Source organism: Nesterenkonia haasae (assembly GCF_010119385.1).
GTDB classification, from domain to species: Bacteria; Actinomycetota; Actinomycetes; order Actinomycetales; family Micrococcaceae; genus Nesterenkonia; species Nesterenkonia haasae.
This window is the reverse complement of sequence record NZ_VFIE01000023.1, coordinates 1-22,314: the sequence shown is the minus strand read 5'-3', so window position 1 is coordinate 22,314 and position 22,314 is coordinate 1. Positions and strand designations below refer to the sequence as shown.

The 22,314-nt window shown below is 61.3% G+C and carries 15 protein-coding genes, 1 tRNA gene and 5 pseudogenes; 11 read left to right on the top strand and 10 right to left on the bottom strand.

Going from position 1 to position 22,314, the window contains the following annotated elements:
- Positions 1–33 precede the first annotated feature (33 nt).
- Both FH975_RS11405 and FH975_RS11400 read right to left on the bottom strand, forming a co-directional pair.
- Positions 34–1,386, bottom strand: coding sequence for an MFS transporter (locus FH975_RS11405; protein WP_162321433.1), 1,353 nt, complete (start codon positions 1,384–1,386; stop codon positions 34–36).
- 105 nt (positions 1,387–1,491) lie between these two features.
- Positions 1,492–2,049, bottom strand: coding sequence for a type 1 glutamine amidotransferase domain-containing protein (locus FH975_RS11400; RefSeq protein WP_162321432.1), 558 nt, complete (start codon positions 2,047–2,049; stop codon positions 1,492–1,494).
- Positions 2,050–2,213: 164 nt separating this feature from the next.
- Here FH975_RS11400 and FH975_RS11395 point away from each other — a divergent pair, with 164 nt between their 5' ends.
- Together FH975_RS11395 and FH975_RS11390 are read left to right on the top strand one after the other, a co-directional pair.
- Positions 2,214–3,143, top strand: coding sequence for a DMT family transporter (locus tag FH975_RS11395; protein WP_162321431.1), 930 nt, complete (start codon positions 2,214–2,216; stop codon positions 3,141–3,143).
- 80 nt (positions 3,144–3,223) lie between these two features.
- Positions 3,224–3,694: a hypothetical protein gene (locus FH975_RS11390; protein WP_162321430.1), complete on the top strand. Its 471-nt coding sequence runs from the start codon at positions 3,224–3,226 to the stop codon at positions 3,692–3,694.
- A 90-nt stretch (positions 3,695–3,784) separates the two neighbouring features.
- Here FH975_RS11390 and FH975_RS11385 read toward each other — a convergent pair whose 3' ends face one another.
- Positions 3,785–9,217 carry a DUF7927 domain-containing protein gene (locus FH975_RS11385; RefSeq protein ID WP_162321429.1) on the bottom strand — a complete coding sequence of 1,811 codons (5,433 nt, stop codon included), beginning with the start codon at positions 9,215–9,217 and terminating at the stop codon, positions 3,785–3,787.
- A gap of 330 nt (positions 9,218–9,547) precedes the next feature.
- Here FH975_RS11385 and FH975_RS11380 point away from each other — a divergent pair, with 330 nt between their 5' ends.
- The 4 genes from FH975_RS11380 (at position 9,548) to FH975_RS11365 (ending at position 12,674) form a co-directional block, all read left to right on the top strand.
- Positions 9,548–10,567, top strand: a complete 1,020-nt coding sequence (locus FH975_RS11380; protein ID WP_202923210.1) for a bile acid:sodium symporter family protein — start codon at positions 9,548–9,550, stop codon at positions 10,565–10,567.
- A gap of 23 nt (positions 10,568–10,590) precedes the next feature.
- A complete protein-coding gene (locus FH975_RS11375; RefSeq protein ID WP_162321513.1) occupies positions 10,591–10,941 on the top strand; it encodes a DUF2200 domain-containing protein in 351 nt (116 codons plus the stop codon).
- A 37-nt stretch (positions 10,942–10,978) separates the two neighbouring features.
- Complete coding sequence (locus tag FH975_RS11370; RefSeq protein ID WP_162321427.1) at positions 10,979–11,743, top strand: AAA family ATPase; 765 nt, start codon at positions 10,979–10,981, stop codon at positions 11,741–11,743.
- 118 nt (positions 11,744–11,861) lie between these two features.
- A complete protein-coding gene (locus FH975_RS11365; RefSeq protein WP_162321426.1) occupies positions 11,862–12,674 on the top strand; it encodes an alpha/beta fold hydrolase in 813 nt (270 codons plus the stop codon).
- A gap of 62 nt (positions 12,675–12,736) precedes the next feature.
- On the opposite strand, the gene FH975_RS11360 is transcribed toward FH975_RS11365, so the two are convergent.
- Complete coding sequence (locus FH975_RS11360; RefSeq protein ID WP_162321425.1) at positions 12,737–13,342, bottom strand: GNAT family N-acetyltransferase; 606 nt, start codon at positions 13,340–13,342, stop codon at positions 12,737–12,739.
- An 82-nt stretch (positions 13,343–13,424) separates the two neighbouring features.
- On the opposite strand from FH975_RS11360, the gene FH975_RS11355 reads away from it, so the two are divergent.
- Both FH975_RS11355 and FH975_RS11350 read left to right on the top strand, forming a co-directional pair.
- Positions 13,425–13,498 (top strand) — tRNA-Gly (locus FH975_RS11355).
- 750 nt (positions 13,499–14,248) lie between these two features.
- Positions 14,249–15,436 (top strand): annotated as a pseudogene (locus FH975_RS11350) (ISL3 family transposase); the annotation flags it as partial.
- 14 nt (positions 15,437–15,450) lie between these two features.
- Here the strand turns inward: FH975_RS11350 and FH975_RS16650 are convergent.
- Positions 15,451–15,873 (bottom strand): annotated as a pseudogene (locus tag FH975_RS16650) (IS110 family transposase); the annotation flags it as partial.
- A 343-nt stretch (positions 15,874–16,216) separates the two neighbouring features.
- Here FH975_RS16650 and FH975_RS11335 point away from each other — a divergent pair.
- Positions 16,217–16,439: pseudogene (locus FH975_RS11335) on the top strand (transposase); the annotation flags it as partial.
- 123 nt (positions 16,440–16,562) lie between these two features.
- On the opposite strand, the gene FH975_RS11330 reads toward FH975_RS11335, so the two are convergent.
- From FH975_RS11330 to FH975_RS11315, 5 genes and pseudogenes are all read right to left on the bottom strand, one after another.
- Positions 16,563–17,237 (bottom strand): GntR family transcriptional regulator, encoded by a 675-nt coding sequence (locus tag FH975_RS11330; protein ID WP_162321423.1) that lies wholly within the window; start codon positions 17,235–17,237, stop codon positions 16,563–16,565.
- A 55-nt stretch (positions 17,238–17,292) separates the two neighbouring features.
- A pseudogene (locus tag FH975_RS11325) lies at positions 17,293–18,213 on the bottom strand (CaiB/BaiF CoA transferase family protein).
- A 46-nt stretch (positions 18,214–18,259) separates the two neighbouring features.
- Positions 18,260–18,358: pseudogene (locus FH975_RS16795) on the bottom strand (hypothetical protein); the annotation flags it as partial.
- Positions 18,355–19,263: an HpcH/HpaI aldolase/citrate lyase family protein gene (locus FH975_RS11320; protein ID WP_162321422.1), complete on the bottom strand. Its 909-nt coding sequence runs from the start codon at positions 19,261–19,263 to the stop codon at positions 18,355–18,357. The pseudogene FH975_RS16795 and the gene FH975_RS11320, both read right to left, overlap by 4 nt.
- On the bottom strand, positions 19,260–19,820 hold the full coding sequence (locus tag FH975_RS11315) for a MaoC family dehydratase (protein WP_162321421.1): 561 nt from the start codon (positions 19,818–19,820) through the stop codon (positions 19,260–19,262). Before FH975_RS11315 ends, FH975_RS11320 begins: the two co-directional genes overlap by 4 nt.
- Before the next feature lie 197 nt (positions 19,821–20,017).
- Between FH975_RS11315 and FH975_RS11310 the strand changes: the two genes are divergently transcribed.
- Together FH975_RS11310 and FH975_RS11305 are read left to right on the top strand one after the other, a co-directional pair.
- The gene (locus tag FH975_RS11310) at positions 20,018–21,214 is read left to right on the top strand and encodes an acyl-CoA dehydrogenase family protein (RefSeq protein WP_235928683.1); all 1,197 of its coding nucleotides are present in this window, start codon (positions 20,018–20,020) and stop codon (positions 21,212–21,214) included.
- 375 nt (positions 21,215–21,589) lie between these two features.
- Entirely contained in the window at positions 21,590–22,108 is a 519-nt protein-coding gene (locus tag FH975_RS11305; RefSeq protein ID WP_162321420.1) for a hypothetical protein, read from the top strand.
- The last annotated feature ends 206 nt before the right edge of the window (positions 22,109–22,314 follow it).

The following is a 22,314-nucleotide window of genomic DNA, read 5'->3' as shown; positions in this document are numbered from 1 at the left end:
CCTCCGTCGGTCCCAGCAATGGGTCCCTCCCAACTACCCGTACCGGTGCGTCCTCCCCCTTCGCACCGGTACGGGCTTTTTCTCTCCGTTGGCACGCCAAAGCCAGAGGAGAGAACAAGAACCCCAGAAGATCCCGACCCCGAGGACTACCGGCACTGGCCCCATATGCTCGGTCATAAGTCCCGCCAGAAGGCTCAGGCCTCCACCAACGAACGAACTCAACAGAGCTTGAGCAGAAGTAATCGAAGCCCTGACACGGTAGGGGGAATACTCCGCGGTGACCGCAGCCCAGATTGGGTTTGTCAGTCCGAGTGCGAGACCCACGAGAGTGCCGAGGAAGAACAACGAGGAGTGTGCGATCAGGAACGGGACCGCGACGAAGCCCACCGCCGCCACACCTATGCTGAGGCGGACGATCTGAGCGCGGCTGAGTTTGCGGGACAGCAAGACGTGAATAAGGACTCCGGTCACCCCACCGACGGCGTAACCCGCGACCGCGTAACCCAACTGTTCAGCGTCACCGGCTTGCTCGGCGATTACGGGAGCCGCGACGTTCTGAAAGACCGTGACAACCCCGGCGATGGCAGCAGTCATCAACACCGCCCTGCGCAACTCGGGGTGGTGAGGCACGATGCTCCGGATCCGGCGCAATCGACTGCCCGCTACCGCCAGGATGGCGGCCTCATCCTCTGTTGAGGACACCGCATTTTCGCGAGGACGCCGCACACCCTGCGGGAGGGACAACATCCCAACGAGACCGACAACGGAGAGACCAGCACCGAGCAGGAACACTAACGAGCCGTCAGCGCCATCACGAAGCAGGAATCCGCCAATCAGCGGTCCGGCAATGAACCCTGCCACTATTGTGGCTTCCCGCCCATTCGAGACTGTCGCATAGCGGATTCCGAGGTCTTCTGCCAGGTCCGGAACGATTCCCTTCCGTGAGCTCGAGCTGATGCCCCGGGCTAAGGCCATCAGCGGCGCGAGGACCAGCATCACTGAGATGCCCAGCACACCACTGAAAGCCAAGCCAGCGGCCAACACGCACAGAATCAGAAGGAGCGCATCGCTGCATACAGCCACCCGCCAGCGTCCGATCATGTCAATCAGAGGGCCGAAAAGCGGCGCGACCAAGGCGCTACCGATGAGCGTCACGGCACCGAGAGCGCCGATGAGCGTCGGGCTCCCTGTCTCTTGCAGCGCTAGCCATGGAAAGGCCAGTGCTAAAGCTGCGGTCCTTGCGCTGGAGACCAGCAGGGTCACCCAAAAGGGGCCAACCGCCGCAACGATAGGCCGGTGCGGTTGCCGCCCGATTCTGTTTCGCGGTCCGAAACTCTCGCCTCGCTGTGACGCGGGAATCCGCGGAGTGGTCGGCCAGGTGCGCATGCAAGGTCCTCGAAGATGTCAGGGCGATCGAATTGAGAGGACCTTTCCCTCAGCCCCCGTTGGACATCCTAGAGGCTCCCACACCGCGGGCTTACATGCTGCTATTCAGGACTCCACAGAGTCGGCGACAAGAGCCAGGAATGCACGGTTGAAGTCGTCGAGGTCATTGGGGTTGCGAGAGGTGACCAGACCATCGGAGACCACAGCGGCGTCGTCGATCCAGTTGGCCCCTGCGTTGGTGAGATCGGTCTTCAACGATGGGAAACTGGTAACGGTGCGACCCGAGAGAACACCAATTTCGGTGAGGATCCAAGGACCGTGGCAGATGGCCGCCACTGGCTTGCCCGCATCGAAGAATGCCTTCACGAACCGCTGGGCGTCCTCATCAATGCGCAGAGTATCTGCATTGAGAGTGCCACCAGGCAGAATCAGACCCGCATAGTCCTCAGGGTTCGCGGACGGGAGGTGCACGTCCACATCAAAGTGATCCGCATGCTCCCAGTCACCCTTCATCGCCTGGATCTGCTTCTCATCAGGAGAGACGATCACGGGAGTCGCATTGGCGGCTTCGATAGCAGCGATCGGCTCAGTCAGCTCTGGCTGCTCCACACCCTTCGTTGTCAGCAGTGCAATCTTGGTTCCAGGAATGGAAGTGTCAGCCATCGTGAGTCCTCCTTGAGTGAACGGGTGCAACATTCGTTTCGTGGACAATCTAGGAGGGTCAGCTCAACCTGCCGGGGACATAACCTCCATGTTTGCTTGATATCCGTGTCCCGGATCCTTGGAGTGACTGGGAACATACTGCGCACTGCTGAGGTTCCACCAATGTGGAGAAGAAACTGGCCGTAGGCGCGATTGTCGCCACCGTGGTGATGTGGGCCTCGTCGTTCGTTGTGATCCGGGCCTTCGCGGAGGACCTGTCACCCGGCCCTCTGGCGGTACTGCGTCTGCTCTCCGGAGTGGTCACCCTGTCTGCTCTGCTGTTGTGGCTGCACCGTGGCAAACTGCGGCTGCCGGGGCGCCGCGGCCTGCTGCTGGGTGCGGTTTTCGGGGTGGTGTGGTTCGCCGTCTACACATTGGTGTTCAACTGGGCCGGACACTTTTTGGATGCTGGAACCATCGCAATGCTGGTCAATTTGGCACCGCTGTTGATCGCCCTGGGCGGTGGACTATTCTTCGGGGAGGGCTTTCCACGCCAGCTGTTCGCAGGTATGGCAGTCTCACTGGCGGGGATCGGACTGATCACATTCGCTGGCACCACCGGCCGCCTCTCACTTGCTGGCCTGCTCATTGCATTAGCAGCAGCCGTGCTCTACGCGGTGGGCATGATGGTGCAGAAGCTGACACTTCGGCACACGGACCCGCTGACTGCCACGTGGATTGCCTGTGCCGCGGGCGTGGTGGCCCTATTGCCGTTCATCCCCCAGACCGTGGGGGAAATAGGTGACGCCTCGGTCGGCAGCATTGTCGGGGCGGTGTATATGGGGATCGGTCCCACCGCAATTGCCTTCATCCTCTGGGGTTACGCAATGATGCACTTCCCCGCCGGGCGGGTGGCGGCCAGTACGCTGAGCGTCCCCGCCATTGTGGTGGTGATGGCCTGGGTCTTCCTGTCCGAAGTTCCGCCGGTACTGGCGATCATTGGTGGCGCTATCTGCTTGATCGGTGTGGGGATCGTGCAATGGCGCACTCCGCGCTGGCGGGGGAGAAAGCGCACCGTGGATCCGGTCGCGGACAGAACCCCCGCGCCTGCTTGAGCCGAGCGCGGGCACCGCTGGTCTCCTCGGTCATCCCCAGGGGTGATGCGTGACGGCGTCGTGCTCCCTAAGTTGAATGCATGGTAAAAAACTATGATTCTCAGGGCAGTGCTGGTTACCGTTTATCTGCGGATCCGTGGGGGCAGGCTGCTCTTGTCAGCGCGCTGACACTTATCCCGGCGCGGAAATATCCGGCCTGGCTGAAACGAGCGCTGGTGTGGGGACCGACGGCGGGCGTCGTCGCAATCATCGCGACTCCAGGGGCTCCTACTTCTGAACTGCGTAAGCTCCGCACGTGGCAGGGCCAGGATCCCGCCGCGGTGCAGCTTCCGGAGATCACCCCGATGGCTCGAACAGCACTGGCGATCGGTGCGGGGGCCGCAATGTACGCCAGCTGGCGGCTTTCGTTCTGGTCAGATACTGCTGCAGAGAATGTGGTCCGCAAGCTGCGTATTCCCGCCCCGCGGGTTGCTATGGCGCTCACCGCAGGGGCAGCCACCTGGTGGCAGGTCACTCGCGATAATAGGCGTAGAGCAGGCCAACTGACGTAGTGACGCTGCGAGTCCTACACAAACGGAGGGCGTCGGTTCCGACTGCATGCAGTCCAAACCGACGCCCTCACTGTTAGTGATACTTTCCGACTATTCAATTCCCCCTTGAGCCACAGCAGAAGCGCGGCGACGGTTGGCGATTATCAGCGCCAAACCGATCATGACCAGGACTGCGGCCACGAGAGCGATCATCCCGACCTGAGCGCCTGTGACAGGCAGGCCCGGGGGAGTCGACTCTGGCTCATCCTCATCCTCTTCCGGTGATACCGGAGGATCGGACGGCTCTGGTGGAACGTCATGAGACGTGCACAGCTGCGAGCCCTCAGGGCAGACCGGCTCCTCACCAGTGACGGTGAGAACATTCGCCAGTTGCCCGTCGGACAAGTCACTGTAATCCAGCACCGTCACGGTGTAGGTCACCGTGTAGGACTCACCGCTAGGCACCTGACCGGTGACCCGAAGCGTCTCATCTGCGAACGAGACCTCCAGATTCTCCGAGGATGCTTCCGGTCCGCCGGTCAGTTCCGCATCATCGAGCACTTCCGACATCACGTCGGTGTAGTCGATGGCAGCCGGGTCGGCGTCCTCGTTTGAGGACCTGTTGGTGAAGGTGAGCGAGTAGGTGACCTCGTCTCCCGGGTTCACCACGCTGCCCGACTCCGGATCGCTGGACTTCACAGCAGCCACATCAGAAACATGGTTCACAGTGCAGTCCGCACGTTCGTCCGAGGACGGTACGCACTCCTCCGGCGGTTCCTCACCGCTGTTGACGACGAAGTTCCCGAGACGGTCGTCACCGCGTTCACCATCTTCCCGCACCGTGACGGTGTAACTGACTGTGGCGGAAGTTCCAGCGTCCAGCTCACCGGTGACGGTGAATCGGTCGTCAGAAATCTCCGAGACTGAGAGCAAATCGCTCGAAGCCTCAGGAGCCGAGGTGACCTCAGCGTCGTCAAGGACATCAGTGAGGACGTCATCGTGGGAGACTCCCACTGGCGCTTCACCGGTGTTCTCGAAGTGGAGCGTGTAGGTTGCCTCGTCGCCCGCCATCAGAGTTGATCCTGATGCCGGATCCACAGACTTCCATGACTCCAACTCGCCCAGGACGTGCGCGGTGCAGGAGACATACTCATCATCGCAATCCGGATCCTCATCACCAGTCTTGGCCACGACGTTGCCGAGTACGTTGTCACCGCGATCGCCGTCGTCGTTGACCGTGACAGTGTATGAAACCGTCACCGTCTGACCTGCCTCAAGGTTTCCAGTGACGCGCACGAGTCCATCAGCACCTGAGGTCACAGCAAGGGCCTCAGGGTCACTGCTGACCGGAGAGTCCGTCACTGAGGCGTCATCCAGCACTCCCTCAAGATCATCGGTGAAGTCGACCGACCCCACGTCTTCACCGGTGTTGGTGAAGGAGAGGGTGTAGGTGACGTCCTCGCCTGCCGCCAGCTCTGAACCGGACTCAGGGTCGGAGGACTTCTCCACCGCAACATCCGGCAAGAGAGTCGAGGTGCACAGCGGATCCGTCTCGAGGCACTCCTCGGGCGGGTCCTCACCGCTGCGAACCACGAAGTTGGTCGCCGTGTTGCTCGAACGATCAGCTTCCTCGCCGACGACAACGACGTACGTCACCGTCGCCGTCTCTCCCGCAGCTAGCTCACCGGTGATGGTGAACCGCTCATCTGTGATCTCACTGACCACCACTGACTCTGTGTCAGAGACCGGCTCATCTGCTACGACGGTGGAGTTCAGTACATCGCTGAGAACATCCTCATGGTCAACGGACGCCGCCCCCTCGCCCTGGTTGTCCAAGGTGATGGTGTAGGTCAGTTCAGTCCCGGGTTCGACCGGATCTGAATCCGCAGAGACACTCTTTGAAAGCAACAGCTGCCCGATGGGAGTGACTGTGCAGTCGGGGCGTTCCCCATCCTCAGGCTGACAGACTGGCTCTTCCGGAGGTGGTGGGATATCTCCTGGAGGGTTCTCCAACAGGAAGTTCGCGGCAATGTCGTCTCCGCGCTCTCCATCCGGGCTGATGGTGACCTCGTAGGTCACTTGCACGGTTTCGCCTGCTGGTACTGAACCGTCGATGAAGATCCGCTGCCCGTCTCGTGCAACAGTGAGTTCTTCATCGGCGGAGGGCTCTGAGGTCACCGTCGCATCGTCGAGGACATGTGTGAGGTCATCAACGTAGGCGACCTCACCGCTGCCCTGCCCCGAGTTCTCGAAGAACAGTGTGTAGCTCAGCACGGTTCCCTCTTGAATGGGAGTGGAATCAGCCTCGACACTCTTCCACGAATCGATCAGTGGAACTGAATGCTCAGTGCAGAGCGGGTCGTCCTCTTCGCACTCCTCTGCAGGGTCTTCGCCCGTGCGTGTCACCACATTGCCCAGGCTGTTGTTGGACTCCCCGCCACGCTGCTCGTCCGGCAGGACAGTCACCGTGTACGTCACCTGGGCCGTTTCACCTGCGCCCAACGTGCCTGAGACCTGGAGAGTCTCATCAGAGCTGAGTTCCGCGGTGACCGAATCCGTATCCGACGTCGGTGCAGCGCTCAGTGATGCGTCGTCCAGCACATTCTCGAGGTGGTCGGTGAAGTCGATCTCCCCCGTTGCCTGACCTTCGTTGGTGAAGGTGAGGGTGTAGGTGACATCGTCACCAGCTTCGACAACAGCACCGGACTCTGGGTCCGAAGACTTCGCCGCCCCGATCTGAGGCATTGAGGTCTCGGTGCATGATGGGTCGTCTTCCGGGCACTCCTCCGGTGGCGGGCCACCCGGTTCTTCGACGAGGAAGTTGTTGGCGGAGTTGTTGCCCCGATCGTCCTCATCGTTGACGACCACCGTGTATGTCACGGTAGCCGTCTCACCGGCCGCCAGTTCACCGGTGATACTGAAACGTTCATCAACGATTTCGCTGACCACAACTGATTCTGTGTCAGAGGTGGGTGCGTCGAGGATGGTCGCATCGTCGAGAACGTCAGTGAGGACGTCCTCTCGTCCGACGTCCATGCTCGTACCACCGGTGTTGTCCACCGTGACGGTGTACGTCAGTACAGAGCCAGCCTCGACCGGGCTATCCGATGCTTCAACCGACTTGGCGTAGCCGATGGCACCCACAGGGGTGGAGGTGCAGTCAGGGAACTCGCCATCTTCGGGCTCGCAGACCGGCTCCTCAGGAGGATCCTCTGAGGGGTCGAGAAGGAAGTTCGCCGCGACGTCACTGGTCCGGTCCTCATCTGGAGCGACCGTGACCTGGTAGCTCACCGTAGCGGTGTCTCCCGGCTGTACAGTACCCGTGATGTCAATGCGGTCGCCGTCCCGTTGCGTGTCAAGGACTGTCGAGCTGGGCTCGGTCGTCACGCTTGCCGCGTCCAACACATGCTCCAGGTAATCGACCGCATTGACTGTGGCTTCGGACTGACCGGAGTTGGAGAAGAACAGGGTGTACGTCAGCTCGGAGCCAGCGACCACAGGGTCATCATCGGTCTCCACGCTCTTCCACTGTTCAAGGCCTGAGCCGGGGACTTCGACGAAGTCACAGAGGTTGTCGCCTGGGACCCCATCATCCTCGGGGATGCACACCAAGTTACGGAGTTGCTGATTGCCTTGTCCGGTGTAGCTCAGCGTGTATTCCACGGTGGCCGTCTCACCGGCCGGGAGCGCGCCGCTCCACTGGATCTCCTCAGCATCTGCGTCGAACTCCGCAGACCCGCTGGTCCAGGTAAGTGAGCCTTCCACCAAGTCGCTGTCATCCAACACGTCAGTCAGTGAGTCGGTGAAGGTCGCGGGGTTGTCTTCAGTAAAGGAACCTGGCCCCTCACCCGTGATAGTCACCGTAAAGGTGACATCTTCGCCCTCAGCTGGCAGGTCAAGTCGGTCGACTGACTTGGAGACACTGGAGCGTGGAAGTTCGTACTGAACAGTGGCGCAGGGCTCACCTGTGACCGGGTCCAGTCCTTCCTCAGTTGCGGGGTCGCACTCGGGGGATTGTGTGTCCTCCGGGTCATCTGGCTGCCAGGCCACATTGCGGACCTGTCCGTCTCCACCCGATTCAAGGGTGACGGAGTAGGTCAGCTCCACCGATGCGCCTGCGGCCAGAGGCCCAGCCCAGCTGAGCAGTGGCTGTTCGTACCCCAGCCCCTCGACCGTTTCGCCATTGATGGTGACCACGGCGTCATTATTGTAGGAGGCATCGTCCAGAACACCAGCGAGGTCGTCAAAGAGGACTGCGGGGGTCTCTTCGGTGAAGTCAGCCTCCCCGCTGTTGGTCCCGGTGACGGTGTACTCGATCGTGTCGCCGACCCGAGCTTCTGCAGTGGCAGTGGAAGATTTCTCGATATCGAGCTGCGACATACAGGACTCTGTGGTGTCGGAGATATTGTCCGAATTTCCCTCTTCTTCGTTGCCGAGTACGGTCGCGAAGTTCGTGACGCATGTGTCAGTGACATCATCTGCCCGGACTGTGAGGGTGATGACCCTCTGGTCTCCCACTGCCAGTCGGCCGCCGTACATCGAAACGATTCCCTGCGTGGCCTCGCTGGCTGGCTGCGCCCCTTCGACATTCACCAAGGTGATGCCGTCGGGAAGTTCGTCGGTAATGGTCCAGCCGCTGGAGACACCAGGCCCGTTATTGGTCACGGTCAGCTGGTACTCGAATTCCTCACCAGGGACGAAGTTGGTGTCACCGGTCTTTTCCATACTCAAATCGGTGGGAGCACCCGGGACGCTTGCTCCATCGTTGCGCGCATGGTCTGGGGTGGTCTGAGTGGTAATGAGTTCGAAAGTAGGAGAAGCCCCACCGGGATTCTCCACCGAAACCTGGAACATAGTGCCAGAATTAGCGCCGAACCCGAGGTTTCCATTGCCGAATCGCCAGGCAGCACCGATGGTTCCCGAGGTGTCGAAACCTGCGTCGAAGGTGGAGGCTTGCCCGGAGTTCGGATCAATACGCACGATAGTGCCGTCGTGAAGTGCCCAGAAGTAGCCGTCACTGTACGCGAAGTCGAATATGTTCAGCGCGTCCGGTACCCCTGTGACGGTGATGTGGTTACTCTCACCACTGTCTACGTCATAGGTGGTCATGCTGGTTCCCGCAGCATTGATGGCGTAGAGCAGACCATTGTCAGTATTGAAGTCCCCCGACCATGCCGTTGAGTCGTGGACTCCCGCAATGCCGGTGTCTTCTACGGCGCCCTCTTGGCCTATGCGCACCACGTTGTGCTGTGGAATCGGGCCGCCAGTCTCGGTGACGAACCCGTAGAGGTAACCGTCCGCAGGGTTCCAACCGATGCCGTTGTACTCGACGTCAGAGGTGCCGTCAGCTGTGAACTGCCATTCGGACCCATCCGGAGCCAACGTGGCTTGGTAGAGAGTGGTTTCCCCCAAGCCCTGAGAGATGAAAACTACCGGTTCATTCGCCGGGAAGGGGTCCCCGGGAGCGGCCGAGGCGGGTGTCGAGCTGGTCACCGCGTCCGCGCCGAACAGCGCCCCGGATAACAGAGCGGCGATCCCAGTCAAAGTTAGTGTTTTGCGAAATATGCTCCTCGCGCGCTTCTTCGGAGGGGGCGCAGCCCCCGAGTGTTCAGTCAACGTTGAGCCCATACTGGCAAACATCCTCCCCCATGAGGTTCCGCTTGGAATTGTGTTGTGAGCCACAAACACCCCACACAGTATTCACCAACCAGGCGGTCGTGTCCAGGTTTCTTTAAGTTAACTTAAGGCTAACTCCCACTTTCGTGTTGCCCTATCACATCTTTGGGTATGACGTCGAGGAGGCTGAGGTCCACATGCTAAGACCGCTGCCAGTCGGCTTTCCTTGTCGAACAGACGGCCCAGAGCATGAGCACTATGGCCCACGCATCCGCACCTCAGACTCAGCCGTCCACCCCGGCCGATCAGTCACCGCGCAGCGCAAAACTTGCTGTCACGGTTTTTCCCCTGCTCATCGTTGCCGGCGCAGGTCTCGCACTACTGACGCCTGGCGCCTTCGCGCCTCTGGGCGTCGGAATCACCTATGCCCTGATGATCATCATGTTCGGCATGGGCCTGACCCTGACCATCCCGGACTTCTTGCTCGTCATTAAGCGGCCACTGCCTGTATTGGCAGGTGTGGCCTTCCAGTTCGGCTTCATGCCGCTACTGGCTTTCGGCATTGCATGGGCCCTGCAGCTGCCTCCAGCGCTGGCAGCTGGGCTGATCCTGGTCGGCTCAGTGCCCGGGGGCACCAGCTCCAATGTGGTCACGTATCTGGCCCGGGGCGACGTCGCCCTCTCTGTCACCATGACCTCGATCTCCACCCTGCTCTCCCCGCTCCTGACCCCGCTGCTGGCGCTCTGGCTGGCCGGCCAGTACCTCCCCGTCCCCGCCGGAGCTATGGCCTGGGACATTGTCCAGATCGTGCTGATCCCAGTGGTCGCTGGTCTGGTCCTCCGGCTGCTGCTGCCCAGAATCGTTCAGGGCATCCAACCGGCCCTGCCCTGGATTTCGGTACTGGGCATCACTTACGTGGTGCTGGCGGTCGTGGCGGGTTCCCAGGATGTGCTCGCCTCCGCCGGAGCTCTGCTGCTTGTCGGCGTGATCCTGCACAACCTGCTGGGGTACGCCATCGGTTACAGCGCCGCCATGCTCACCAAAGCGCCCATCCCCACCCGGCGTGCGGTCTCGGTGGAAGTTGGCATGCAGAATTCCGGGCTCGCCGCGGGCCTGGCCGGCACCCATTTCTCAGCCGAGGCCGCCCTGCCGGGTGCGATATTCTCGGTATGGCACAACATTTCCGGAGGCCTGTTGGCCTCATTCTGGGGATCACGCCGCCCCAAGGCGCCCCAGACTGATGACGACGACGCCAGCACCACCCCGGTTGCCACCTGACCCACCAGGGAGAGGAACGGATGATGGCCAAGCACCGGATCTACACGATGAGTGTGGCGCAGGTCTATCCGCACTACGTGAACAAGGCTGAGCGTAAAGGCCGAACCAAGGACGAGGTCGACCACATCATCCGTTGGTTAACCGGGTACACCCAGGAACAGCTCGAGGCGCTGCTTGAAGCTGAAAAGGACTTTGAGACGTTCTTCGCTGAGGCTCCGGAGCTCAACCCTCAGAGACGAAAAATCACCGGGGTCATCTGCGGAATCCGGGTCGAGGAAATCGAAGAGCCGACCATGCAGGAGATCCGCTACCTCGACAAGTTGATCGACGAACTCGCCCGGGGCAAAGCGATGGAGAAGATCATGCGCAGCTGACCGCTCCCGGGTCGGTGGCTCCACTTAGGCTGATGTCGTGACCACCACGAGCTGGCTATATGACGAACGTCCCATCCGCGGCATCCGCGTGTTCAGTGATGCGGATATAGAGCACACCGCCTGGCCTGCCACAGTGCCCGCCGTCGCCAGTTTTCTGGACCAATGCCACGCAGGCTCCGACGGGTTCGACTTCCAAGCCGGTGTGACCTTTCTGGTGGGAGAGAACGGGTCCGGGAAGTCCACTCTGGTGGAGGGCATCGCGGAGGCCTTCGGTCTCCCGGCAGAGGGCGGCACGCCCCACGGCGGAGCCAGCACCCGGAGGACGGAGTCCCCACTAGGCCAGTGGCTCCGGATCATCCGTGGGCCGGGGGCACCGCGATTCGGGTTCTTCCTCCGCTCCGAGACCATGCACAACTACTACACCTGGCGGCAGGATATCGGCGGTCCGGGTCCGGATCTGCACCGTATGAGCCACGGGGAGTCGTTCAACAGTCTTCTGGAATCACACCTGGACCATGAGCAGTTCGTCCAAGGACTGGTGTGTTTAGACGAGCCCGAGGCCGCGCTGTCCTTCACCTCCATGCTCAGCTGGTTGGCCGCACTGGACCGGATGCAATCGCGGGGAACCCAGGTCATCTGCGCCACCCACTCTCCGATCCTCGCAGCACTCCCGGGCGCCACCATCCTGGAGCTGGGCCCATGGGGCATCCGGGAGACCACGTGGGACCAGCTCGAGGTCGTGCAGTCCCACCGCCGGTTCTTAGAAGCGCCTGAACGCTACCTCCGGCACCTTCTGGAGTGAGGTGATCTTCCCTGTTCAACCGACGTTCACCCGGTATTCGGGAACCACTAATAGAGTGAATATCCCCGGGGTGGAGACACCGGTCTTTCGCCCCCTACACCCTGTGTGAGAGGAAACAATGAGCGCTGAAAGAGTCAAACTCCACATTGATGACACCGGCGGTTCCGGCAGGCCAGTGGTCCTCATCCACGGCTGGCCCCTTGCCGCAGATTCATGGTCCGAGCAGACGGGGCCGTTGCAGGACGCAGGGCACCGCGTGATCAGTTACGACCGGCGCGGGTTCGGGCAATCTGAAAAGCCCGACGACGGTTACGACTATGACTCTCTGGCTGATGATCTCGCCGAGGTCATCAACTCACTCGACTTGAAGGATGTCACCCTAGTGGGATTCTCCATGGGCGGCGGAGAGGTCGCACGCTACGCCTCCCGTCACGGGTTGGATCGGGTCCACTCAGTCGTCTTCGCAGCGGCGGTGCCACCATTCCTCAAGCAGAGCAGCGACAACCCTGATGGCCCGCTGGATGATGAGACATTCCAGGGTCTTCGCAGTTCCCTGGAGAAGGACCGTGAGGGATTCTTTGAGGATTTCACCACCGGGTTCTTCTCCGTCGGGGATGAGCTGGTGGTCAGCGAACAGCAGCGGCAAGAGGCCATGCAAATGGCGCGCCTATCCGACCAGACTGCGGCTCTGGCCTGCATGGACGCCTGGGCCACCACTGATTTCAGGTCAGACCTTGACCAGGTGACGGTCCCGGCGTTGGTGATCCATGGGGACAGCGATGCCACGGTCCCATTCGAAGGATCCGGCGAACGAACTCACCAAGCGCTCGCGGACTCCGAACTGGCCCTCATCAAAGGTGCACCCCACGGGCTCAACGTCAGCCACGCCACCGAGTTCAACGCGGCTCTGATTCCGTTCTTGGCGCGGTAGCCCTAGGAGGCAGCGGGCTCCGGCAATGCAGTTCCGCACCCACTGCCTCCTGCCGCCGCCGATCAGACCCGGAGGTCTTCCCACTCAAAGGTGGTCGTCCGCCCAGAGACCCAGTCCTGCCGGAGGATCGCGTACGCCACTGACGCCACCGGCTCGCGTCCCTCCACTGGCCATCCCCTCCGGTAGTGCGCCTCCTTGATGAACCCTGCCCTCAGGAACACTTTTCGCATTGCGATGTTGTCCTCGCGAGTCTGCCCCTCGAGCCGATCAACCTCAGGGTAGGTGTCGAACACCAAGCACGTCAGGCCGCGCAGCACCGCCACGCCAAGCCCGCGGCCCCGGTGATCATCTGCCAGCCGGAGATCAAAGAGAGGCGCACCTTCAGTGAGGTCTTCGAGAACGACGACGCCCAGACGCACCGCCCCTGCCCAGATCCACCAGCCCCTGTGGTCTGTGTCGGCCGCTGCTGCGGTGGCGTAGTGCTCCGGGTTGTACCCGTACCGGCCGTCGTTGATGGCTTCGCGGACGTGGGCTGCGTTCAGTGCAGTCCGAACGTGGAACGGATATCTCTGGGTGGTGAGGAAATCGGTCAGTGCTGCGGCGTCGTCGTCATCTTCAGGGCGAAGAGGGACAAACGTGATCTCGGAAGCTGATGCTGTATTCGTCATGTGCACAGAGTCTATTCGTGGCGATGTAGACTGATCAGCACGCCGCCACGGTGGGATCACTCGCACTCATGGCGGCGGTCCAGCGGCTGTAGCTTAATGGCAAAGCTTCTGCTTCCCAAGCAGACGACGCGGGTTCGATTCCCGTCAGCCGCTCCACTGTTGGAATAGCCGGTCGAGAGCCGGCGAAAGTACCAGAAATAAGAGAAACCCCAGGTCAAAGCCTCTCTCCTGAACAGGAGAAGGGCTCTTTCGTTTCTGGCGGTCAAACGTTGTGAAACTATCATTGATAGCGCCAAAATAGCATTGGGTATCAATTCGTGTTGGTTTCGGTGCGCCTTAGGATCCCCGGAAACATGCGGATCGTGTTTTGGCCATTTTGCTGGCTGTGCCCCCAGGTGCGCTGCAGAACGGACTCTCTGTGCGACGAGCTCATGGGGCACCGAAGAGGTGCTCGTGCGGGAAGATGGGTCCTACGGTTTCTCAGCTGGCTCTCGTCACTTCCGACCAGATGTCACCTTACTTGCGCTTTCATGCAGGTGCAGTGACATTTCGACTCGTGGCAGGGACGGGAACCGGATCTGAACGAGCTTCTCCCAACAGGTGGCATAGCCATGTTCGCCGATCTCGGCACAATCTCAGACGTCGGACGCCTCAGCGCCCGATCCAGTGCGACCTTCAGACGAGCAGCACTGATCTCTCTGCGCAGAACGGAAAAGACCTCATCCTTGTTGTTCGGGTTGTAGTGCCTTCGCACCTCAGCCATGTTGGCTCCCTCCCTAGGCGCCTATTCTGACGCGGCCTTAGCTGGCTCTTCGTAATTGGGGGTGTAGTGGTTTACAGCGTGGCGATGAGGTAAAAGGCGTCGATGCTACCTTCGCTGCCGCTGGCCTTGATAGCTGCTGCCTGATGGACCAGCTGAGATTGACGGCGGTCGGCCAACGCTTGGAACCAGACCGGGCGGTGTTGGAGTGCCGCGTCCGAGAACCTGATCCATGGTGCCGTGAGGGTGGCGCCGAGGCCCTGCCGTGAGACACGCTGCTGCGAAAGCTGGCCCATGTGCCGCTGGGCCGGCGGCCGACCACCTTGTGGGTCAGGGTCCGTCGCTACAGCTGCACCGACTGCGCCCGAGTATGGCGTGAAGACACCATCGGTGCCGCGGCACCGAAGGCAAAGTTGTCTCGGCACGCAGTGTTGTGGGCGCTGAAATCGGTGGTGATCGACCAGCTCTCCATCGCCCGGATCGCCGAATCTCTGGCGGCCTCTTGGCACACGGTCAAAACTGCAGTACTCGAGGCAGGCTGGCAACTGCTGATCCACGACCCCCATCGTTTCAATGGCGTCGACGTCATCGGGGTTGACAAACATTGTTGGCGTCACATCGGGGTGGGCAGTCACGACGTCACGGTGATCATCGACCTCCCCCAGTGCGCAATGGGACCGGGCCCTCTCGACTGCTGGATATGGTCGAGGACGGTGGCCATGTACGGATTCACCGGCTTCAAAACAGTCACCGCCGAAGAACTCCCAGAAGCTGTTGCGGTGATGGATCCACACTCCACGTCGTCGCCATCGCCGGTGACGCACTGGACCGTGCTCGACAACGGATCCAGCGCGAGACTCTCGGCCATCGCGGCCGTTCGTGCGATCCCCTCTACCGGGCACGAAGAACCCTGCGAACTAGCGCTGATCTTCTCACTGATCGGCAGCAACACCGGCTGGAGAAGGTCTTCACCAGCGACGACCACGTCGAAGTCGAAGCAACCTGGAGGATCTATCAGAAGATCGCCGCCGCCTACCGCAGCCCCTCCAAAACGGAGGGCAGGAAACAACTGCGGGAAGTCATCACCTCGCTCAGCCGCGCAGTCCCAAAGCAGCTCACCGAGCTGATCAGCCTGGGGCGGACCTTCAAGCCGCGCGGCGGACATCCTGGCCTATTCCGACTGGCCCGGCACATCCAATGGCCCCACTGAAGCGATAAATGGTCGCCTCGAACATCTACGCGGTACCGCTCTGGGCTTCCGAAACCTCACCCACTACGTCACCAGATCGCTGCTAGACACCGGACGATTCAGAGCCCATCTACACTCCAAATTACGATGGGCCACCAAACCGCAGAGCGTCGAGAGCTCGGCGACCAGTTCCTCGGTCACCTCGATCGAACGCAGGGTGTGCGGCATGGTGCGAGCGGCTTCGGCGATGATCACGGCATCTCTGGCATCGGTCGTGGCCTCGCCCGGGGGCAGGTCCGCGATTCGGCGCATCGCCAACCCCGGCAGGTAGCGTACCGGGACCCAACAGGCCTGGACGACCGCGAACGGCAGTGAGCCGATGATGACCGGCTAGTCCACCACGAACAAGACTTTGCCGTGTCGGGCCAGGGCGGAAATGACGGCCCGCATTTTGGTCACGTCGCTGGGCAAGGCCGTGTTGTCAAGTTTCTGTCCCGTCCGGTCCAGCGCAACTGTGCGGTGTTCGCTCTTGCCCTCGTCGATCCCGAGGAAAACATCGACCTCTTGGTGGTTGCTGATCATAGCTGTTTATCTAGTGTAAGAAGCGGGCTCCAACGTGCTGGCCCAGCAGCGGTGTCAGAGCTGGGCATCTACGTTTTGAAGGGCCTGAACTACTTCTGCCCGACTCCTAGTAGCGGTGTCTCCGGCACCTTCAGGCCCCGGTGACATCACCCCCGGCTCATGAGTAACTGGGGGAGGGTAGTAATCATGCCGGGGCCTTCCGGCCAGCACTCCCGCATCTTATCCTTAAGAAGGGGCTAAGAAGATGGCAACGGGTACCAACAGGTCACCGTGATTATTGATCTGACACCTTTGCGCCTTCGGAAGCGGTACCACCGAACGGCTCGCTAAATGCGACGCCACCTGGGGTAAGCAGTACCCAGCGATAAGTAAGCTCTGCGCCAACGCCTGGAACGAGTTCGTGCCCTCCCTAGAATATGGACGCTGAGATCCGCCGGGTGATCTGTTCGACCAACGCGATTGAGTCAATGAACGCCCGCTACCGCAGAGCAGTCAAAGCCCGAGGGCACTTCCCGAACGAGGCAGACACACTGAAGTGCCTGCATCTTGTTACCAGAGCATTGGATTCTGCCGCGCACGCTGGGCCATCTGCAGACCCCTACCGACGTGAGACCTACCGAATGTGCCGGGACCCGGCACATTCGCCTCCTGAAGCAGAAATTGAATGCCACGGGGCACCACAACAACCCCTACGCAGTTCGTTCCGGGACATCCGTCGCCCGGGCGTCGAAGTGCTCCGCAAGTAGCTCGCCGGCGTGGACCACGTGGTCTTGTACCGCCCGGCGCGTGGCGTCCGGGTCTCCGGTTCTGATGCCGGAGATGATCTGAGCATGGTCAGCGGCCGTCGCCTCGGGCCACCCTTCGATGCTGGCATAGAAGCGCCGTGGCACATACCGGGTGGTCAACCCGAGTACCCACAGCATTCTCCGGGACCGGGCCAGGTGGTTAATCTGGCGGTGGAATGCGTGGTTCTTCTCCTCGAGAAGGTCGGTATCCTTCCGTGCCGCCGCCGCTAGGAGTTCATGGTGCAATGCCTCGAGCTCGGCCAAATCCTCGGCTCCGCGGTTGGACGCGGCCCGGGCGGCCAGCTCGCCGGCCAGCAGAGCCTGGGCGCAAAACAGGTCACGGATGTCATCTCCGGTTAAGGGGGCGACCTGGAACCCCCTGCGAGGGACGAGTTCAAGGAAGCCTTCCACGCGCAGGGATTGCAACCCTTCCCGCGCCGGGGTCGTGGAGATGCCCAGCTCCTTGCCGACCACCTCCGGTCGAACCTGTGTCCCCGGCGGTAGTTGCCCGGAGATCACCAGAGCGCGCACGTGGGCGGCTGCCTCCGCACTGAGCTGGGGCTTTCGCTGCGATGTCATTTCTCCTCCGTCGTCGGGGGAATGGAGCCTACCCCACCTTAGCGATGCGCGGGACTCAACGGGCGAACTCGGCCAGGACGCGCCCGGTGTGCTCGCCGAGCCCAAGCACCGGAGCCATCAGGATTCCGGCCTGGCGGGAGGTGACCGGAGGAACGAGGCTCCGCAGCGGACCGACCGGTGAGTTGACGTCGCGCCACCGGCCCCGCGCCGCCAACTGCGGATGAGCCGACAGTTCCTGGAGGTTCCGCATGCGGGCGTTGGCAAGACCCGCGTCGTCCAGGCGGACCAGCACCTGCTGCACGGAAAGAGTGGGGAGAACCGTGTTGATCTCGGCGTGCAATTCTTCGCGCTGGGCGACCCGTTGGGTGTTGTTGAGGAATCGTTTCTCCCGGGCCCACTGCGGTCGCCCGGGGACCGTGCTGCAGAAGACAACCCATTCCCGCTCGTTCTGAATGCCGAAGAACACGGTCCCATCGGCGGCATCAAAGGGTCCATAAGGGGCGCTCGTGACGTGCTGGGCTTCGAGCATCGAGATCTCCAGGACATCGCCGCGGCTGGAGTCCCGGCGTTGGTAGAGGGGCGTCAGGATGTCCGAGTAGGTGTACATTCCGGCGCTGATGTCGGCGATGGAGATGCCGACCTTTGTATGTTCATCCGGCGCCCCGGTCACTGAGAGCAGACCCGCCTCACACTGTACGAGAAGGTCGTAGGCCTTATTCGCCTCGTAGCTCCCGCCGCGGCGTTAGCCCGAGACAGAGACGTGGACCAGGGAGGGGTTAAGCTCTAACGCTTCGCATGGGCCCAAGCCGAGACGCTCCGCGGCGCCAGGGGCCAGGTTCAGGAGGAATACATCGGCCTCTGCCGCAATTCCCTTCAAGGTGGCGATACCGTCCTCGGACTTCACATCCAGGACCACGGATTCTTTGCCGCGGTTGAGCCAGACAAAAGTAGCTGGATATGCCGTGTACCGACTCATCATAGCCGCGGGCTAAGTCACCCGTGTCCCGTTCGACCTTGAGCACTCGGGCGCCGAGGTTGGCGAATTGGCGACTCGCGAACGGGGCGGCAACCGCTTGTTCCGAGGAGACGACCGTGATCCCCTCAAGAGGAAGTGCGCTCATGTCTTCACCTTTCCGGACCGGGCAATCACGCGCCGCGCATGATCGATCACGGGGCGGTCGATCATCGCGCCATCTACTTGGCTCGCGCCTGCGTCGGCGACGGCCATAATCTTCTGCGCCCACTGGATTTCTTTCTGCGTGGGTAGGTGGGCGTCCCGGACCAGCGCTACTTGCACCGGATGGATGCATAGGCTCCCGCCGAAACCCAAGGACCGGCCCCGGGCCGCGTAGGTGGCGACGTGCTCGAGGTCCCTGATAGCTGTAGAGGGCGCATCCAGCGGCGCAGCAATTCCTGCCGCGCGGGAGGCCAGCACCACCATGGAGCGTGCGCGGTCCACAGTAGGGGAGTCCGCGCCGACGTCAATGTCCAGGGCGAAATCGACAGCGCCGAACGCCAGACGGTTGACTTCCGGCACACGCGCGATCTCCACCGCGTTGACGATCCCCACGGCGCTCTCGATGAGGGGCACGAAAGCGAAGTTGTCGGGGAGTCGCTGTCCTATGGCCGCAACCGCGGTGGCGTCCTCGGCTTTGGGTAACATGAGCCCTAGCACCCCGTGGCCGGCTGCCGAGGCGATCTCAACTAGGGCCTCGACCTCAGCCTCGAACCAGGTCGTGGCCAGCCCGTTGGTCCGCACCACAGCGTTGAGCCCATCGTTGCCACCGGGAGATAGGGCCCGCACGACGTGCTCAAGTGCTTGCTGCTTGTCCCCCTTTGCGACGGCGTCTTCGAGATCGATGACGACGACGTCGGCCCCCGAGGTGGCTGCCTTAACAAAGCGCTCGGGACGATCACCGGGCACGAATATGGCTGTCAGGGCACCGGCGACTGCTTGCGGAGCCGATGGGCGGACCGTGCCTATCTCCCCGGTATGCGCAGCAGGGCTCACACCCGGGGTGCTCATGCCTTCTCCGGTACGGCTGGCAGGCTCGACTCGTCCGGACGGGAGTGCGTTACAGAGGGAAGTTCTCCTTGGCGATAGACCATGAATGTCCGACGGTAGCTGATAACCACGACGCCGTCCTGGTTGTACCCCTCGGTCGCCACAGTCACGAGGCCAAGGTTCGGACGGGAATTGGCCCCCCGCACGGCCAGCACCTTGGAGCGGGAGTAGATAGTGTCTCCCTCGAACACGGGGGCCGGCATCCTCACCTCGTCCCAGCCCATGTTCGCGAACACGTTCATGGACAGATCGATGGTGGATTGGCCGGTCACAAGGGCAAGGGTGAGCGTGGAGTTCACTAGCGGGCGGCCGAACTCGCTTCCCGCGGCAAAGTGCGCATCTACGTGCGTCTTAGCTACATTCTGCGTCATTAGTGTGAATTGATGGTTGTCCGACTGGGTGACCGTTTTGCCGAACGGGTGGTAATACACGTCCCCTACGTTGAAATCTTCGAATAGTCGCCCGTTCCAACCTGCGACCTCTCGACTCGGTGCTGCCTCTGAACCAGTCTCCGTCATCGTGGAACCCTTCTGTGTTAGTGACCCGGAGGCCATTCGGAGCTAATGCTAAATATATTCACTAGTTTGACCCTTCTAAGCCTGATATACAAGGGTTCCCGGCGTATCATCCAAAAACGAAGGCTCTTGTGAATGAGCCAATATATTCGTAAGCTCGGAGATTACCAGCTTTTTGCACCTTCTTCAGAGGAGTCACCTTGCCCACTCAGTTGCCCGAACGCAGCGACATTCACGTCCCAGTCCCAACCGCAGAGCAGTTGCGGGAGCAGACGCGTCGGCTGTGCGCGGAGTTCCCAGGCGAGTACTGGCGGGAACTGGACCTCAAGCGTGAGTACCCCCAGGAATTCGTCGACACTCTCACGAAGGCGAGACTGCTTTCGGCCTTGATCCCCACCCAGTACGGCGGACTGGGCGTGGGGCTGACCGAGGCATCGGTGATCATGGAAGAGATTAACAAGTCAGGCGGCCACTCCGCGGCCTGTCACGCCCAGTTGTACACAATGAAGGCCGTCCTGAACCACGGCTCCGCTTGGCAGAAACAGCAGTACCTGCCCGGTATCGCTGACGGTTCACTGCGTCTGCAAGCCTTTTCTATCACCGAGGACGCCGCCGGGTCCGACACCTCGAGTATTCAGACTCGAGCAGTCAAGGACGGCGACGAATGGCTGATTACCGGCCACAAAAGCTGGACCAGTCGCATCGACGAATCCGACCTGCTGTTGGTGCTAACTCGCACCGCTGGCAAGGACGAGGCCGCTCGAAGCGGGGGCCTGACTCTGTTCCTCGTGGACCTACGCCAGGTGCGCGCTGAACAACCCGAAGCGTTGGAGGCCGTCAAGGTCCGCACCATGTTCAACTACGCCACTAACCAACTCTATTACCACGGCCTGCGCGTGCCAGAATCAGCGGTGGTGGGCCAAGTGGGTAACGGGTTCCGCTACGTCATCGACGGCTGGAACGCCGAACGGATTCTCCTTGCATCTGAAGCTATTGGTGACGGGTACTGGTTCACTGACCGCGCTGTGGCCTACGCCAACCAACGTGAGGTGTTCGGTCGCCAGATCGGCATCAATCAGGGCGTGCAATTTCCCATCACAGACGCCTATATGAAAGTCCGGGCAGCCGACATGATGCGTAAGGAGGCGGCCCGCCTCTTTGACGCTGGACAGCCCTGCGGGGCTGAGGCTAATATGGCCAAACACCTGGCGTCTGACGCCAGTTGGGAAGCTGCAAACGTTTGTCTAAATACTTACGGCGGCTATGGCTTCGTGGACCAGTACGATGTGGAGCGGAAGTTTCGCGAGACCCGAATGTACCAAGTCGCTCCGGTCAACAACAACCTCATTAAAGCGTTTGTTGCCACTAAAGTCCTCGGGATGCCCCGCTCTTACTGAGTCAATCTGTTTTGCGAGCCTAGGGGCAAATCTTTAACCCCGCAGGAGCACCGCGACGGGCTCCGGCAGGTTGATGCGCCTATTGCCATTTGAGCAATGCTACGGAGAGAGGACTTAATGAAAGTCCGCCACCATCACTGGCGTGGCGCCTACCGTAGTACGGTCGAACCCGTTGGCCCGCGCATGAGCATCCTTTGGCTGCAGCACGGGCTGCTCTTCGGGAAAAGCTCATTGACACCATTGAGTACCAGGTTTGAAAGCTGCGGGCGCAGCCGGCACAGATTTCTCCGCATGTCTTCGGTTCGCTCAGGGCCGTCCCCAGGTGGAGCAACCGTTGGAACGGGAGTCGGGTGCTAGAACGGAGGATGCTCGCAGGTGCCCGGCAGTTACTTCGCCATGATTCTTCTGGGCTCTCTTGGTGTGATTGCGATTACTACGGAAGGCTCCACCGGGGTTATTCGTTCCAACCTCACCGCTGTGCCGCAGAGATTTCTGCTGCTCCGCGCCAATGCCTTGGCGCTAGTGGTATGGGCTGCAGTGGTGGCGGCGGCTTTGATCCTGATCGGCCACTTGCTCACTAGCATCATTGGTGTGCTATTGAGTCCGGCAGACATGTTCGACGGCGAGATCGCTGCAATGTACATCGCCAACTGGGCCACGGTGGCACTCACGGCGCTGCTGGGCTTCGGCTTGGGTGTGGTGCTGCGCAGCTCGGCAGGCGGCATCGTTGTTCTGCCAGTCATCATGTTCGTGATGCAGATGGTGTCCTCAATCCTCTACTACGAGGTCACTGATGGTGCCGCGTGGGCAGACACCCTGTGGGTTCAATACATGAATCTGGTGGATAACGTCGTCAACCCGGATGCTAGTGAGTTCAACACGGTCCGACGCTGAAGCCCTGGCAAGCTGGGATGGGTCTGCTGATCTGGGTGGCGGTACCGCGGACGCTTGGGACGCTGCGCTTAACCCTTAGCGAAGCCTGAGGAGATAGTCGCATGACCACGCCGCCGCCCCAGAAGCGCACCGCACGAGGGCCTGAGTCCGCGGCAGTGCAGGGTCCGCACGGTTGAGCTGGACAGATCCGCACTGATCCGACCGAC

Bases quoted from the DNA above. Each gene is read 5' to 3' on its own strand.
- FH975_RS11375 (WP_162321513.1), top strand. From the start codon at position 10,591: ATGGCCAAGCACCGGATCTACACGATGAGTGTGGCGCAGGTCTATCCG.
- FH975_RS11380 (WP_202923210.1), top strand. From the start codon at position 9,548: ATGGCCCACGCATCCGCACCTCAGACTCAGCCGTCCACCCCGGCCGAT.
- FH975_RS11330 (WP_162321423.1), bottom strand. From the start codon at position 17,237: ATGACATCGCAGCGAAAGCCCCAGCTCAGTGCGGAGGCAGCCGCCCAC.
- FH975_RS11390 (WP_162321430.1), top strand. From the start codon at position 3,224: ATGGTAAAAAACTATGATTCTCAGGGCAGTGCTGGTTACCGTTTATCT.
- FH975_RS11400 (WP_162321432.1), bottom strand. From the start codon at position 2,049: ATGGCTGACACTTCCATTCCTGGAACCAAGATTGCACTGCTGACAACG.
- FH975_RS11320 (WP_162321422.1), bottom strand. From the start codon at position 19,263: ATGAGCACCCCGGGTGTGAGCCCTGCTGCGCATACCGGGGAGATAGGC.
- FH975_RS11315 (WP_162321421.1), bottom strand. From the start codon at position 19,820: ATGACGGAGACTGGTTCAGAGGCAGCACCGAGTCGAGAGGTCGCAGGT.
- FH975_RS11405 (WP_162321433.1), bottom strand. From the start codon at position 1,386: ATGCGCACCTGGCCGACCACTCCGCGGATTCCCGCGTCACAGCGAGGC.
- FH975_RS11360 (WP_162321425.1), bottom strand. From the start codon at position 13,342: ATGACGAATACAGCATCAGCTTCCGAGATCACGTTTGTCCCTCTTCGC.
- FH975_RS11365 (WP_162321426.1), top strand. From the start codon at position 11,862: ATGAGCGCTGAAAGAGTCAAACTCCACATTGATGACACCGGCGGTTCC.